The organism is Streptomyces lacrimifluminis (genome assembly GCF_014646095.1).
Lineage (GTDB): Bacteria > Actinomycetota > Actinomycetes > Streptomycetales > Streptomycetaceae > Streptomyces > Streptomyces lacrimifluminis.
The window spans coordinates 32,582-46,534 of the sequence record NZ_BMMU01000038.1 but is presented as its reverse complement, the minus strand read 5'-3'; the positions used below and the strand labels follow the sequence as shown (position 1 = coordinate 46,534).

Below are 13,953 nucleotides of genomic sequence, written 5' to 3'. Positions count from 1 at the left end.
GGCTCGAAACCTGGTGCAACACCTCAGGACCGAGCAGAGGAGCGGCTACCTCGCAACTGTTCGGCGTGGCATCGCCGAAGGGGACCAGCAGACGTGGGAGCAACTCATCGATGTCAGTCCCGAGCCGGCGATCCCGCCCGGGACGGATACCTGGAGGCCGCGACGACCGACACGTACCTCGCAGTCGAGGAGGCCGCCCTCGATCTGGAAGAGGTATGAAGCGTCACCGCCCTGGGTCTCACCGAGGCTGGCAGCACCGCTCCTCAGGTCAGTGGTCCCGGGGTCAGGCCACCGCGTTCAGCAGGCCGGCCAGCACGTCGGGCCGTTCCAGGGCGATGAAGTGGCCTGCTCCCGACACCTGCGTGAAGTCGGCGGCCGGCAACAGCTCCTTGTCGGCTTGCCGGTCCGAAGGACGGGACCAGTCCTTCTCGCCGTAGACGAGGTGGACGGGCGCCTTGACCTCGCGGTAGCGCGAGCGGGCGGCGATGAGGCTGGGCAGGCTCTGGTACACGGCCCGGGCGACGCTCGGGTAGCCGGAGCGGCTGCCCACCTGGAGGAGCTCGTCGACGTAGTCCTCCCGCAGCGCGCTCTTGTCGACCAGCCCGCCCTGCAGGATCCTGCGGAGGGCGGCCTTGGGCTCCACCCCGGCGACCACCGGGCCCACCCCCGGAGTGAGGACACCGCCGACCACCACGCGGGCGAGGAGGCTGGACCGGGCGATTCCGCCGGGGAAGTCGTAGGTGTTGGACGCGACGACGCGCCGGACCCGCTCCGGGAGATCGGCCGCTGTGGTCAGGGCGAGCACCGCCCCCATGGACTCCCCGACCAACGTCACGTCGTGGAGGTCGAGTTCGGTCAGGAGCCGCTCGACGCCCGCGCGCATGGCCGGCTCGTCGTACGACGCCCCGGGCACGATCTCCGAGTAGCCCATCCCCGGCAGGTCGAGGGCATACACGGTGTACTGGTCCGCGATCAGCGGGATGAGGTCGCGGAAGTGCTCGGCCTGCGTGCGCACGGTGTGCAGCAGGACCAGGGGGGCGCCGGTGCCCGCCTTGAGGTAACGCAGGGTTCCCTCGCGGCCGTCGAGCGCCGCGCGCGGGGCGAGGGTGTGGCTGGTGGTTCCCGGAATGTGGATCGTGGGACGTGACTCGTGGCTGGGCATCTCGCCGACTCCTCGGGCGTAAAAGGGGGGTGTTACTTCGCCAGCTGGGTGTACAGGCCGGCCAGTTCGCCGGCCAGGCCGGCCTTGACCTGCCGCGAGATGTCATCGGCGAGCACCTCGTACGCGCCCGTCTCGACGCCGTCGAGGGCGAGTGCGGCGACGTCACGCGGGTCGGACTTGGGCGCCTCGACCTCCGCCGCCAGGTCCGTGTCGACGTAGCCGACGTGAAGTCCGGTGACGGCGATGCCACGCGGCTGCAGCTCCAGGCGCAGGGAGTTGGTCTGCGACCACAGAGCGGCCTTGGACGCGCTGTAGGAGCCGCCGAGGGCCAGCCAGGAGAGCACGGAGTGCACGTTGAGGAGGTGGCCGCCGCCGTTGCGCTCGATGAGGGGCACGAAGGCGCGGGTGAGAAGCAGCGGACCGTAGAAGTTGGTCTCGAACTCCCGGCGTACGTCGTCGACCGGGGCATCCAGGAAAGACGCGCCGACCGAGGCACCGGCGTTGTTGATCAGCACGGTCACGTCTTGCGCCTGAGCGGCGGCGGCCGCCACGGAGGCCGGGTCGGTGACCTCCAGCGCCACCGGGACCGCGTCGGGGTGCGTCACCGTGCGCGGGTCGCGGGCCGTGGCATAGACCTTGCCGGCACCGCGTGCGTACAGCTCTTCCACCAGGGCCTTGCCAATGCCTCGGCTGCCGCCGGTGACGAAGACGTTGGCGCCCTTGAGTGCGGTCATGACTGCCTCCACAGAATGAGAAACCGATCGGTTTCCAGCACTGTAAACCGATCGGTTTCCCGACACAAGCCCAACAGGCCCCCCGGCTTCACCGGGGCGCTCCGTGCCCGTGCATCCCGGCCGGACTCATCGCACCCACCGCGACCGCCCTGCCCCCCCCCGATGCGGCGCACGGCGGCCGGCCTCGCGGCGGCCACACTGTTCGGCTTCGGCGTACCGCGGTGGTACGACCGCAAGGGACAGCCCTTCCCCAGGCCGTCGCCGAGCCCCTTCCCCCGGGACCCCGTGGAAACCGATCGGTTTTTATTTCGTCCGTTTCGGGTTAACCTCGCGGTATGACCACCGAAGTGAAGCTGAGCCCCAGGGAGCGGTTGCTGGAGGCGGCGGCCACGCTCACCTATCGAGACGGCGTCAGCATCGGCGTCGAGGCGCTGTGCAAGGCGGCGGGGGTGTCGAAGCGCTCCATGTATCAACTGTTCGAGAGCAAGGACGAACTCCTGGCAGCAAGCCTGAAGGAGCGCGCCTCCGCCTACGGGGCGACTCTCCTGCCTGCGGCGGACGACGGCCGGTCACCCCGCGAGCAGATCCTGTACGTCTTCGCACAGGTGGAATCACAGGTCGGCGCCCCCGAGTTCCGCGGCTGCCGGTACCTGGCCGTGCAGATCGAACTCAAGGACCAGAGTCACCCCGCGAGCCGGGTCGCCCATCAGGTCAAGGCGAACCTGACCGCCTTCTTCCGCGCCGAGGCCGAGCAGGGCGGGGCGGGTGATCCCGATCTGCTGGCCCGACAGCTCAGCCTGGTCTTCGACGGCGCCAGCGCCCGCGCGGGAATCCAGGCCGACAACCTGACCGGACTCATCGTGCCCACGGTGACCACCTTGCTCGACGCGGCAGGCGTACGCTGACGCGTCGCCCGTCCAGAAGACTCCCTCAGCTCCCTCACCTCCCGGTGCTCGCGGGAAGCCCGATGGCCGTAAGCGTGTTGCCGAGCCTGCGGCACGCGAAGAAGCTTGCGGTCCCGTCGGCATCGGCGCCCCGCGACAGGTGCACGGTTTCCCGGATCGTCATCAAGCCGGCCCGGACGACCTCACCGATCAGGTCATCGCCCTGCGCCTCGGCGGGCCGCCACGGCGGCATATCCCTGCCGCATGGCACACCGCGGATGTCCGCAGGGGACAGGGCGGTGGGCAGGAACCGCCGGGGGGAGCGGGGAGCATGCGATGTCGGTGAAGGGTGATGCGGTGCCGGGCAAGGCGGTTCCTCTCCGTGGCGCGCAGGCATCTGCCATGCAGCGCTGCACGGAGGCCGCCGCGACCGCGGACGCACCCTGCGGGTGCCGGCAGGCTTGCGGATGCTCGCAGGCAACGGCGTGCCGAGGCCGCAGGTCGCAGCGCGGGGGACTGTGCGCTCTTCGTGTTCGTCTTGTGTGGTCGTGGGCTGCCGGCGCTGCCGCTCTCGTGCCGTTGGGTGCACGAGTACCGTGTCGGGTGACTCAGCGGTGGGCGGCGCGGTTCATCTCGACGACGTCGTCGACGGTGGGGTTGGCACCGAGGGCGGCGATGCGTTCCGGGAGGCTGTCGCGGATGGCCGCGTCCTTGACGCGGTCGGCCGCGGCCAGGGCCGCCGGCAGCTCGTCGAGGGTCAGCTCGGTGCAGTAGGCGGGGCTGTTCGGCTGCTGGCGCCAGGAGTCGGCCAGTGTGCCGGTGTCGTAGGGGTCGAAGCCGGTGTCGTCCACCAGGCTCATGGCCACCTTCCGCGCCTCCTCGAAGTCGCCGGCGACGGGGATGGCGAGGCGGCCGGGAGTTCCGGCCGGGATGCCCTTGGTCCGCTGGGTTTCGGCCAGCGCGGCGTTCCACGCCTTGACCACGGGGCGGCCGAGCAGCTCGGCTGTGTACACGCTCTCCACCTGGCCGTTGTCCACCGCCTCGATCGGCTCGCTGAGCATGCCGGGGTAGTAGTTCGAGGTGTCGATGACCACCGTCTCGGCGGGGACCGAGGCGAACAGGTCGGCCAGCTTCCCCGCCACCCCGAAGGGGATGGCCAGGACGATGACGTCCCGGCCCTGGACGGCGTCGGCGAGGTCCGTCGCGCGGGCCCCGGACTCCAGCACCTCGGCCCGGACAGCCCCGGGGCCACGGGCATCGGCCACCTGGACGTCATGCCCGGCCGTGCTGAGCTTGGCAGCGAGGTTGCCGCCGATGGCACCGGCGCCTATGACAGTAATTTTCATGATTTGTTCCTTGAGAGGTTGTGCCGCCCCTGAGGGCAGCGCGATGTGATGGCCGTGCGGTGGTGCCGCCTGGCGTTGCGGGAGGGACGGGCCAGGTGCCTGGCGGTTTACGCCTGGGTGTCCTGGCGGCGGTAGCCGCTCGCGATGAGCGTGCGGAGCCGGTCGAGCGACTCTCCTTCGGTGCCGGTGCCCTTGATCCAGGCGACGGAGCAGGCCGCGAGGAACAGGTCGCGCCCCCGCACCGACGCGCGCACGTGCCCCGCGAGCTGCGCGGCTCGCACGTACTGGTCGGTGGCGGTGATGAGGATGCCGCAGGGGATGGTGAGCGGGTTGTCCGGCTCCTGCGCCCGGGCCGCGGCCATGAGCGGGTCCGGCAGCCCGTTGAAGGCGCTGAAGTAGTCCTCCATCGCCCGTAGCCACTGTTCCAACGCCTGGGCGGCGTCGTCGAGTTGCTCGATGTCCGCCTGGCGGGCCACGAGCTCCTCGGAGCGGGTCTGCAGCACGGCCGCCAGCAGCGCCTCCCGGGTGGGGAAGTGCCGGTACAGGGTGCCGGGCCCGACGCCCGCCTCCTTGGCCACCGCTTCGAGGGAGGTGCCGACCCCGTGTTGCAGGAAGTGACGCTGAGCGGTCTCCAGAAGGGCCGTGCGGTTGCGCTGAACGTCCGCGCGGGGCTTGCGTCCCCGCTGCTCACCGGTGCTCATGCGTCCTCCTGCCTGCCGTGATCTGGCGACCACATCAAAACGGATGCTGCCTCCACACTTGGTCGAGAGTAAAACGGAGGCAGCGTCCGGTCAAGTCGGCGGCCTGAGCGCCGAGCCCGGCCCGCCCCGGTCCAGGGCGTCAGGGCGTGAGCTGCTGGTGCCCTATGACGGAGAGCAGTTCGAGCTTGCTGTGGCTCTCCGTGCCGGGGCGGGTGGTCAGCACCACCAGGGTCTGGGCGCGGTACTCGGTGTACAGGACCTGGGTGTCGACATCGATGCGGCCGAGTTCGGGATGGAGGATGGTCTTGCAGTCGTCGTACTTCTGTGCGACCTCCTGAAGTTCCCACATGCGGACGAACTCGGGGCTGTGTTCCTGGAGTTCGGCGACGATCCGGGCGGCTCGGGGGGTGTCGTTGCCGGCCGTCAGCGCGGCCCGCAGGCGTGCTGCCTGGGCGCGGCCGTGGCGTTCGTGGGTTTCCTCGGGAACCATCAGACGCTCGGCCGGGTCCATGAACCAGCGGTAGTAGCCGCTGCGGGCCAGATCGGTGATGAGGGTCCCCTCACTCGAACCAAGTTGAGAGTGGGGGAGGGTCTGGTCGCCGAGCAGCGCGACGGCCAGCGGGTTCATCGCGAGGGTGTCGGCCAGGTCGGTCTGCACCATGGCCGGGGAGTCGTTCAGGCGGTCCAGGACCCGCATCAGCGTGGGGCAGACATGTTCGGAGGGGCGGTGGAAGCGGGCGGGGCGTTGTGGCCGATGAGGACGAAGAGATGGTCGCGTTCGTCCAGGGTCAGCCGCAGCGCCCGGGCGAGGGCCGTGGTGATCTGGACGGAGGGCTGCGGAGCACGCTGCTGTTCCAGCCGGGCGTAGTAGTCGGTGGACATGCCGGCGAGCTGCGCGACCTCCTCGCGGCGCAGCCCCCGCGTACGCCTGCGCGGCCCCTCGACCAGCCCGACGTCGCGGGGGCGCAGCGCCTCACGCCGTTGGCGCAGGAATGCCGCCAGTTCCTTCTTGTCCATGCCGTCCATCCTCGCCGTAACCCGCCCGGCTATCCAGAGACCGCTGATCCATGGCTGAGCAGTCCTTTCCCCCTCGCGAGAAGCCGCTCGTACGGCCGACGCCGACGCCGAGGGCGCTCGCAGCGAGACGATCCGATGGTCCCTTGACCCACATGACCCACATGACCCACATGACCCGCTGGGAAATCGCTGACCGTCGGCGGTACGCCGCAGGGGCCGCAGGCGGTACGCCGCAGGGGCCGCCGGTACGGAAGGCGGCCCGCGGTGTTCGCGTTCGTTCATGATGTGGCCCGACAGGAGCTGCCCGCGTGCTGATGTACCGCGTCGGTCACTACAGGTCGGTCAGCTGCCGCTGATCATGGCGAGGACGTCGTCGTAGGAGCCGTTGACCTGCGCGTCACGGATGAAACTGGCGCGCTCGACGACCAGCTCCTTCGCGTCGGGCTTCTCGCGCAGCAGATCGAGGGTCTCGGTGAGGAAGTCGTCCAACGGCATGGACTGGTCGCTGTCCTGCTGGCCCAGCAGGGTCGTGCGCACGCCCGGCGGGACCACCTCGATCACCTGGACGCCGGCGTCGGCACCGGCGAGCTGGATACGCAGGCTCTCGGAGAAGGAGTGCAGCGCGGCCTTGGTCGCGCTGTAGGTCGGGGTGCTCTGGTACGGGACGAACGCCAGCGCCGAGGTGACGTTCATGACGACCGCGTCGTCCTTGCCCGCGAGCAGGGGCAGGAAGGCGTACGTCATCCGGATCGTGCCGAGCAGGTTGACCGTGACGTGGTCCTCGGCGATCGGGAGTTCGGCCGGGTCGAGGAGGTTCTCCCGCAGCATGATGCCGGCGTTGTTGACCAGGACGTTCAGCTCGGGGTGGCTCGCCGCCACGGTCTCGCGGGCCCGGGCGATCGAGTCGGGGTCGGCGACGTCGAGGACGAGCGCGTCGATGCCGGGGTGCTCGGTCGTGATCGCGTCGAGGAGTGCCTTGCGCCGTCCGGCGACGATCACCTTGTTGCCGGCCTCGTGCAGCCGCAGGGCCAGACCGAGGCCGATGCCCGAGGTGCCGCCGGTGATCAGGATCGTGTTGCCGGTGATCTTCATGGGGGTTCTGCTCCTTGGGTACGACGGGCTGGTGAGCGCCCGCAGCCTCGACCGTAGGGGCGCCCGCGCAGGGGCGGGAGAGGACCGTTCATCCATGGACCGGCGGTCCCTGGCTGGTGGAGTGGCCCCCCACATAGCGGATCCGGTGTCGCTACGGCGTCACGGCATCCGAGGCCGGCCCTGGCCGCGCCCACACTGGCTTCCCTTTCTCTGACACGCGGTCCGTCGCACCCGGCCAGTGGCTGTGGGTGCGTCCCGGGCACGCGCACAGCTGGCATCCGCCCGGCACGGCCCGCGGCCCGTTCATCCTCGTCAGCGGAAGCAGCGAGGCGAAGTCACGTGCCGTCGCGTTGTCGTCGAGGGTTGCGTCAAGGACGGTTTCTCCAGCGGTCAGGCGGATTCTCATAGGGGTTCTGTCCTCCGGGGCGCTGTTGGAGTGATCGGCTCGAAGTCGGACGACGGCAGACGCGACACCTGTCGTGCGCTCCTGCCGCATTGCGGCCTTTCAGCCCCGCGGTGCGACGCGGTGCGACGCGGATACGGTTCCCGTCAGGATCGGCTGCGAGGAAGGTCAGCCCGAACCCCGCATCATGAGGCTCGCGCAGGATCGTGACCCCCTGGGAATTCCACTGCTCAAACGGTAACGGGTGAGTCCTGGGCGGATAGTTCTTCAACCAGTTCCATACAGCGCAGGCGGGCTGGGGAGAAGTCGTAGGGCATCTTGCCGATGGCTTCGAACGCGCTCATGGAGTCGGCCTCCCGCCTGCCGGAGTCGAGGTCGGCCTCGTCCTCGCCGTCATCGGCGGTGGCAGGGTGCAAAGTGTCCCAGGCGTCGAAGAGGGCATCGTCGTCCTTCTCCAGGCCGGACTCCTCGATGACGGCCTGCAGGGCGCTTTCGAAGGCGTGCCGCTCGACGGCCACTCGAGCCACCCGTGGATCATCGACGGCGACGCTGTCATCGAGTGCCTCCTCGGCGTCATCGATGCGGTCGGAGTCCTCCCGCAGAGTGGGATGCGTGGCCAGGGCGACGAAGCGGGTGGCCTGGACGGCCGCGCCGAGCGGGCCGAAGATCCGCTCCATGACCAGCAGACTGTCCAGGTCCGCCTGACGCAGGGAGCCCTCGGGCAGGCTCTTGAGACGGTCGGTGACGAAGTCGGAGAGCAGGCCCATCCGGCTGCCTTCGGTGCGCATCCGCTGCACAGCGGTCCGCTGCCGCCGCAATTCCGCCTCCTGCTCGGCGAGGGTTTCCTCCAACCGCTCCAGGATTCCCGCGATACCGTCTCCGCTGTCCGCACCGGCGGAAGCCGTACCGGTGATAAAGGCGTCACGGATGTCGTCCAGGGCGATCCCGGCGTCGGCCATCTTGCGAATCCACAGCAGTCGGATCATGTCCTTGTACCCGTAGCGGCGGCGGTCATCGCCGCCGCGCTCGGGCTCGGGGAGCAGGCCGATCTCGTGGTAGTGGCGAATCGCCCGCGGCGTGGTGCCGGCGAAGGCCGCCGCGTCACCGATCTTGACCTGGCGGGGTGGCATGAAGGACGAATGCATGAGCAGGGACCTTTCCTCAAGGGGCCGGGACGCAAGTCCACCGGACCACATGCCGCTACGGAAGGTGCAACCCCATGCACACCGCCCCGCGCCAATGCCAGGAAACGCGCCCTTCCTCCGTAACGACCGCAGGCCCGTCGTTTCCTGTCGGGGCATCCGCACGACGGCAGGCTGAGGGTCCACAGCCACTGATGAAAGCGATGAGCACGCAGGGGCCGCGAACCGGCCGTTCGAGTAGATCAGCGACTACAACACGGCTACAACCGCCCCTCGATACCCGCAGCTTCCCAAGCTGAGAGTGCGCGTTCGATTCTCGTCACCCGCTCCACAGTGACAACCCAGGTAACCGGCCTGGGGTTTGTTTGTTGTCCAGTCCGATTCGAGGGCAGTGCGCCCTCCGCATGTGCTGACTAGTCCGGGCGATCGCCGCGACGCAGCGCGCGGGTGCACCAGCCGATGATCGCGGTGTTGACCGCTGCCCCGAGAGCGACGGCGATGACGGCCATGACGATGTTGTCCGGCAACGCGAGGAGCACAAGGCTGGCGGGGGCGGTGGCAAGGAGTGGGATGACGCCGGCCATGGACTCGTCCGAGCTGTCGCCGATGGTCACCACCAGGGCCCACGCGAGCAGGACGGCACAGACGACGAGGTAGCCGAGGCCTACGACGCCGACGTGGTCGCGCAGTCGGCGGAGGACGGATCGGCCGGAATCGGAATCGGTGTCGGTGTCGGTACCGGTCATGGGGAAACTCCTCGGTTGCGTCTGGGTGGTCAGAGGTGGGTGCCCGGTGGGTTCGGGCGGGCGAGGCCGAGGTCGTACGCGAGGATCGTCGCCTGTACGCGGTCGCGCAGGCCGAGCTTGCGGAGCAGCGCGTTCACGTGGGACTTCACGGTGCCCACGGTGATGCCGAGTTGCTCGGCGATCTCCGTGTTGGTGAGTCCGGCCGCGACCAGGGTGAGGACGCCCCGCTGGCTGCCGGTCAGGCTGTCCAGTTCGGGGGAGCTCCCGGCCGGGACCGCGGCGGGTGGTCCGGACGCGTAGTGGCCGATGAGGCGGCGGGTCGCGGACGGGGCGAGTACGCTCTCGCCGGCCGCCACCTCCCGGATGCCCTGCAGCAGTTGGGAGGGGAGAACGTCCTTGAGGAGGAAGCCCGAGGCGCCGGCGCGCAGCGCGTCGAAGACGTACGCGTCGAGGTCGAAGGTGGTCAGGACGAGGACGCGGGGCGCGTTCTCCCGTCCGGTGATGATGCGGGTGGCGGCGATGCCGTCCAGTTCGGGCATGCGTACGTCCATGACGACGACGTCGGGAGCCAGCTCCTGGGCCAGCCGCACCGCGGCGGCGCCGTCGGCGGCCTCGCCGACGACCGTCATGTCCTCCTCGGCGTCGATCACGGCGGCGAACCCCGCCCGTACGATGCCCTGGTCGTCGACGACCAGCACCTTGAGGCTCATCGGTGTCTCTCCTCGTTGTCCTGGTTGTCCTGGTTGTCCTGCGCGGCGGCGAGTGGCAGCCGGAGGCGGACCGTCCCCTGCGGGCCGGTGGACACGGTGCCGCCGAGCGCCGCGACCCGCGTGGTCAGCCGCTCTCGTACGGCCGAGGCGGCGGCGCGGGGCACCCCGGTGGCTGTGAGCGTCAACGTATCGTTGTCCACGTCGAGTTCGAGCATCGCAGGCTCCTCGCCGCCGGCCGCGAGCAGCGTCTCGGCGGCGCGGTAGGCGGCCAGGTCGACGGCGGTGGGCAGCCGTTCCGGTACACGGTCGGTCAGCCGTATCTCGATGTCCCGGCCGGTGGCCCGGAGTTGGTGGGCGAGCAGGTCGAGGGCCTGAAGGGTGGGCTGCGGCCGTAGTTCGGCCTCCGTCCCGCCCTCCCGGACGGTGTCGAGCAGGGTGCGCATCGCGGCCAGGGCCTCCCGGGCACGGGTCGCTGTCGCGTCGAGTCGGCCTGCCTGCGCCTCGGTGACCATGTCGGCGGCGCGGGCCAACACCGTGGTTTCGAGACCGGCGGCGATGCGGCGGCGCTCGGTCCAGGCGTCCCGGACGGCCTCCTCGGTCCAGGCGGCGAGGCGTTCGTCGTGGGCGCGGCGGTCGGCCTGTCGGCGCCGGGTGCGGAGGCGTCCGGTCAGGTGAGCCGCGGTGACGATGAGGGTTGCGCCGACCGTGGTTCCCACGATGACCGTCCAGAGGGAAGCGGCCGTACCTCGGTCCAGAACCGCGCTGGTGGCGGCCACGGCGTGCACCAGCACCGTGAGGACCGTGAGCAGAACGGTCGTGACGTGGCCGCGGGCCGGTGAGGGCTGGTCGCTCCCCCGCTCATGAGGGATCCCCTTCGCGGCGGAGCCGCCTTTCGAGACAACTCCGCGCCTCTTTCGGGGCGTTGCGGATCGGGTCGGTTCCCTCGCGAGGGCCGCGCACGTGGCCAACAGGCTCAGCGCGGGCGGGAGGAGGACGGGACCGCCGTAGTTCCCCACCGCCATCGCCACCGGCCACAACAGCGCCAGCCCCAGCAGCATCCCGTACGCCGTCCGCGGAGCCCGCCGCAGCCACAGCAGGGCCACCGCCTGGCCCGCCGCCAGCAGGGCGAAGAAGACACCCGCGGATACCCGCGTCGCGCTCGACGCCTCCTCGGCCCGGATGACCAGCACGGGCAGCAGCGGCTGCAGGACCAGGCCGGCCGCCGCCACCACCTGCGCCACGCGGTAGGTCCTCGGCGCCGACGGTTCCACCGTCGTGGCCGTCCGGCCCGGCAGTACCGCCCGTACCTCCCAACCGCCCTCCGCCGTCGGGCCGCTGTGCACCGTGCCGCCCGCCTCCCGTGCCCGGGAGCGCAGGAAGCCCTGCCCGCGGCCACCGCCGAGTCCCGCACCGTGCGCCACCGCACCGGCCTGCGGGGGCGTGCTCGTGACCGCGACGTCGGTGCGGGTGTCGCCGTACCGGCACAGCACCCTCGTATGCGCGCCGGGGGCATACCGTGCCACGTTGGTCAGCGCCTCGCGCACGATGCCGTACGCCGCCTCCGCGACGGCGCCGTCCGGCAGGGGGCCGATCTCGCAGTCCACCCGCTGGTCCAGGCGCCGGAACCCGGCGACCAGGTCCAGCAGGCGTTCCTCCGGTGACGGCACCTCCCCGCGGGAGGGCGCCGGCGCTCGTGCCGCGCCGAGCGCACGGGTGACCTCGCGGCCGGTCTCGACCGCGAACTCCAGTGCCTCCGCGGCCAGTTCGGGACGGCGGTCGCGCAACCCGAGGGCCGCTCCCGCCGTGACCACCACGGCTGTCAGATGGTGGGCGCTGATGTCGTGCAACTCCCGTTCCATACGGCGCCGTTCGACCGCCGGGAGCCGGTGGCGCTCGGACTCGGCCCGCTTCAGCAGTTGTTCGGCGGCTCGCCGTGCGCGACGGGTTCGCCGTACGCGAAGGCCGGCGCCGCACACGGCGGCGTACAGCAGAGCGGTCAGGACGAGGTCGAGCCCGTCGCGGTCGCTGAGCCCGTGCAGGGTGATGCCCTGGAGGAACTGCCAGGCGGCGAGCGCCACCACGCACAGCACGGCGGTGAAGGTGTCGCGTTCGGTCGCCACGGCGAACAGGGCCAGCGTGACACCCGCGGTCCCGAGCACCGCCATCGCCCCGGCGGGCAGCGGTCCGGCACCCAGCGCGCAGGCTGCGGCGACCACGACGAGGGTGGCCACCGGGCGGGTACGGCGCAGGGCGAGCGCGGCCGTCACCACTCCGGCGACCAGGGCCGCCACGAGAAGGGCGGACACGGGAGGGACGGCCCCGCGCATCAGCGGTGCCCCGGGCCACACCACGGCCTGGGCGCAGATCAGCAGGACCGGGAACAGCCGGTCGTCGGTTCGATTCATGGCGGATCAAGGCTATGGCCGCAGGTGAGCGGCCCGACTCCGGCTGGAGGCGGATTCCGGTCTCTTACCTGGGTTGCAGAGTCTCTACCTGTGGTTCGACGCGCCAATCGTCCCGCAGCGCGAGGACGGCCCCATGCCCCCGGCCATAGGCTCGATCACATCGAGAACGCGGTCGGCCACCGCTTCTACGACCACTTCCGAGACCCGGCTCTGCCAGCGGTTCTTCCAGTTGCTCTGCCAGCGGTTCTTCATTTTCTTCCACGTTCTTCCGGGCATCCAGCCCAACTCAGCCACCCATTCAAGGGGATCACCCATGTCCAAGCGCGTTGTCTTCTCGTCGCTCATCGGCGCCGTCGTCCTCGGCGGAGTGGCCGCCGGCGGTCTCGCCCTGGCCGCCGCCCCCACGGAGCCCACCCTGGAGCACGGCTCGGCTCGCTACACGGCTCCGTCCGACGGCAGCGCGGGCTCGCTCACCTACACCGTGGACGTGAGCGACGACTCAGGCATCCGGAGCCTCAAGGTCCTTGCCTGGCCCGCGAGTTCGAAGCTCGACCCGACCGCCGCGGAGCTTCGCTCGGCGGATGAGAGCGCCAAGTGCCGGAGCACCTCGGACGAGACCGTCCGCTGCACCTACGGGGAGAAGGTCACGAAGCAGGAGGCCGCCGACCTGGCCAAGGGCACCTGGTACGTCTCGGTACTCGCGACGGCCAAGGACGGGGACACGGCGTTCGTGCCCCGCGCCGCCACGTTCGACGTCGCACGCTGACACGCCGGTCGAACCGTCGTTCAGTGAGGCGGTCTGCCGGAAGCGCGGCTTCCGGCAGACCGATCCTGCTTTCTGGGCCGATTCCGGGTACCGGCCGACGACCGGGCCCACAACCCGGCGGAGAGGTCCAGGAGATGCTTCCTTGCCGTCCCGGATACCCCAGGCCGGACTGATGGCCACAGGTCACCCGCGCGAGCCACCTGGCTGACAGCTGATCAGAACGGCGAACGTCGAGGAGAATCGGAGTATGGCGAGATGCAGCAAGTGCGGTGTGCGAAAGCGCCGTTGGCCCCGTTCCTGTCCAGGGTGCCGTGCCGGGTCGGCCCGGGCGGACGTGGCCATGGCCGGGGCCGATGTGACCGGGGCGGCAGGACTGTTCGGGTGGATCAGCCGGGCGGTCACGGGAGTAGTGCGACGGATTCTCGACTGGACCTGACCCGGCGGGCGCGATCCTGCTCCCGAAGTCGTCGGCATCGATCACACCGGCCGCCACAGGAAGCATCGGCGGGTCCCTCACCGCAGGCGACATGAACACCGCTGGTGCTTCCTTGCCGTCCGCCCACTCAGCCGGGCTGATGGCCACAGGTCACCGGTGCGAGTCATCTGGCTGACGGTTGCTCAGAACGGCGTTGTCCAGTCCAATTCGGGGGTGGTGGGTTGGGCTGGACGGTCGGGATCCGCCCAGCCCTGCGAAGAGCGGGGCCCGGACAGGCCGGAGGGGGCGCACGATCTCTCGTCCAGCGTGCTTACGGCTTGTCGAGCACCGTCCCCGTCAGCACCGGCCTGTCGGGCAGCGGCTTGGCGTTGCGATCGGCCAGCGCGAGACGCATCGACTCGGTCGGCGG

General features: G+C 70.4%; 14 protein-coding genes and 3 pseudogenes. 3 read left to right on the top strand and 14 right to left on the bottom strand.

The window, feature by feature from the left end; all coding sequences use genetic code 11:
• Positions 1–283 precede the first annotated feature (283 nt).
• Positions 284–1,162 (bottom strand): alpha/beta fold hydrolase, encoded by an 879-nt coding sequence (locus IEY89_RS35350; protein WP_189151632.1) that lies wholly within the window; start codon positions 1,160–1,162, stop codon positions 284–286.
• Between the two features lie 32 nt (positions 1,163–1,194).
• Positions 1,195–1,896: an SDR family oxidoreductase gene (locus tag IEY89_RS35345; protein WP_189151631.1), complete on the bottom strand. Its 702-nt coding sequence runs from the start codon at positions 1,894–1,896 to the stop codon at positions 1,195–1,197.
• Positions 1,897–2,231: 335 nt separating this feature from the next.
• Here IEY89_RS35345 and IEY89_RS35340 point away from each other — a divergent pair, with 335 nt between their 5' ends.
• Entirely contained in the window at positions 2,232–2,801 is a 570-nt protein-coding gene (locus IEY89_RS35340) for a TetR/AcrR family transcriptional regulator (RefSeq protein ID WP_189151630.1), read from the top strand.
• 587 nt (positions 2,802–3,388) lie between these two features.
• On the opposite strand, the gene IEY89_RS35335 is transcribed toward IEY89_RS35340, so the two are convergent.
• The 5 genes from IEY89_RS35335 to IEY89_RS35320 form a co-directional block, all read right to left on the bottom strand.
• Entirely contained in the window at positions 3,389–4,126 is a 738-nt protein-coding gene (locus tag IEY89_RS35335; RefSeq protein WP_189151629.1) for an NADPH-dependent F420 reductase, read from the bottom strand.
• Positions 4,127–4,233: 107 nt separating this feature from the next.
• Complete coding sequence (locus tag IEY89_RS35330; RefSeq protein ID WP_189151628.1) at positions 4,234–4,827, bottom strand: TetR/AcrR family transcriptional regulator; 594 nt, start codon at positions 4,825–4,827, stop codon at positions 4,234–4,236.
• Positions 4,828–4,966: 139 nt separating this feature from the next.
• Positions 4,967–5,524 (bottom strand): MmyB family transcriptional regulator, encoded by a 558-nt coding sequence (locus IEY89_RS42235; protein WP_425579465.1) that lies wholly within the window; start codon positions 5,522–5,524, stop codon positions 4,967–4,969.
• The gene (locus tag IEY89_RS42230; protein WP_425579466.1) at positions 5,524–5,844 is read right to left on the bottom strand and encodes a helix-turn-helix domain-containing protein; all 321 of its coding nucleotides are present in this window, start codon (positions 5,842–5,844) and stop codon (positions 5,524–5,526) included. Before IEY89_RS42230 ends, IEY89_RS42235 begins: the two co-directional genes overlap by 1 nt.
• 342 nt (positions 5,845–6,186) lie before the next feature.
• Positions 6,187–6,936, bottom strand: a complete 750-nt coding sequence (locus IEY89_RS35320; protein WP_189151627.1) for an SDR family oxidoreductase — start codon at positions 6,934–6,936, stop codon at positions 6,187–6,189.
• A 215-nt stretch (positions 6,937–7,151) separates the two neighbouring features.
• On the opposite strand from IEY89_RS35320, the pseudogene IEY89_RS41165 reads away from it, so the two are divergent.
• A pseudogene (locus IEY89_RS41165) lies at positions 7,152–7,247 on the top strand (helix-turn-helix domain-containing protein); the annotation flags it as partial.
• A 38-nt stretch (positions 7,248–7,285) separates the two neighbouring features.
• Here IEY89_RS41165 and IEY89_RS41160 read toward each other — a convergent pair.
• The 7 genes and pseudogenes from IEY89_RS41160 to IEY89_RS35290 all read right to left on the bottom strand — a co-directional run.
• A pseudogene (locus IEY89_RS41160) lies at positions 7,286–7,342 on the bottom strand (hypothetical protein); the annotation flags it as partial.
• Between the two features lie 118 nt (positions 7,343–7,460).
• Positions 7,461–7,574 (bottom strand): annotated as a pseudogene (locus tag IEY89_RS41155) (VOC family protein); the annotation flags it as partial.
• The gene (locus IEY89_RS35310) at positions 7,570–8,484 is read right to left on the bottom strand and encodes a MerR family transcriptional regulator (protein ID WP_189151626.1); all 915 of its coding nucleotides are present in this window, start codon (positions 8,482–8,484) and stop codon (positions 7,570–7,572) included. The gene IEY89_RS35310 and the pseudogene IEY89_RS41155, both read right to left, overlap by 5 nt.
• A gap of 410 nt (positions 8,485–8,894) precedes the next feature.
• The gene (locus IEY89_RS35305) at positions 8,895–9,227 is read right to left on the bottom strand and encodes an SCO4225 family membrane protein (protein WP_189151625.1); all 333 of its coding nucleotides are present in this window, start codon (positions 9,225–9,227) and stop codon (positions 8,895–8,897) included.
• Positions 9,228–9,256: 29 nt separating this feature from the next.
• Positions 9,257–9,937 (bottom strand): response regulator, encoded by a 681-nt coding sequence (locus IEY89_RS35300; RefSeq protein WP_189151624.1) that lies wholly within the window; start codon positions 9,935–9,937, stop codon positions 9,257–9,259.
• A complete protein-coding gene (locus IEY89_RS35295; RefSeq protein ID WP_189151623.1) occupies positions 9,934–12,342 on the bottom strand; it encodes a sensor histidine kinase in 2,409 nt (802 codons plus the stop codon). The genes IEY89_RS35300 and IEY89_RS35295 overlap by 4 nt, the downstream gene beginning before the upstream one ends.
• An 84-nt stretch (positions 12,343–12,426) precedes the next feature.
• Positions 12,427–12,687 carry a hypothetical protein gene (locus IEY89_RS35290; RefSeq protein WP_189151622.1) on the bottom strand — a complete coding sequence of 87 codons (261 nt, stop codon included), beginning with the start codon at positions 12,685–12,687 and terminating at the stop codon, positions 12,427–12,429.
• On the opposite strand from IEY89_RS35290, the gene IEY89_RS35285 reads away from it, so the two are divergent.
• The gene (locus tag IEY89_RS35285) at positions 12,656–13,108 is read left to right on the top strand and encodes a DUF5707 domain-containing protein (RefSeq protein ID WP_189151621.1); all 453 of its coding nucleotides are present in this window, start codon (positions 12,656–12,658) and stop codon (positions 13,106–13,108) included. The two genes, IEY89_RS35290 and IEY89_RS35285, sit on opposite strands and share 32 nt — an antisense overlap.
• The last annotated feature ends 845 nt before the right edge of the window (positions 13,109–13,953 follow it).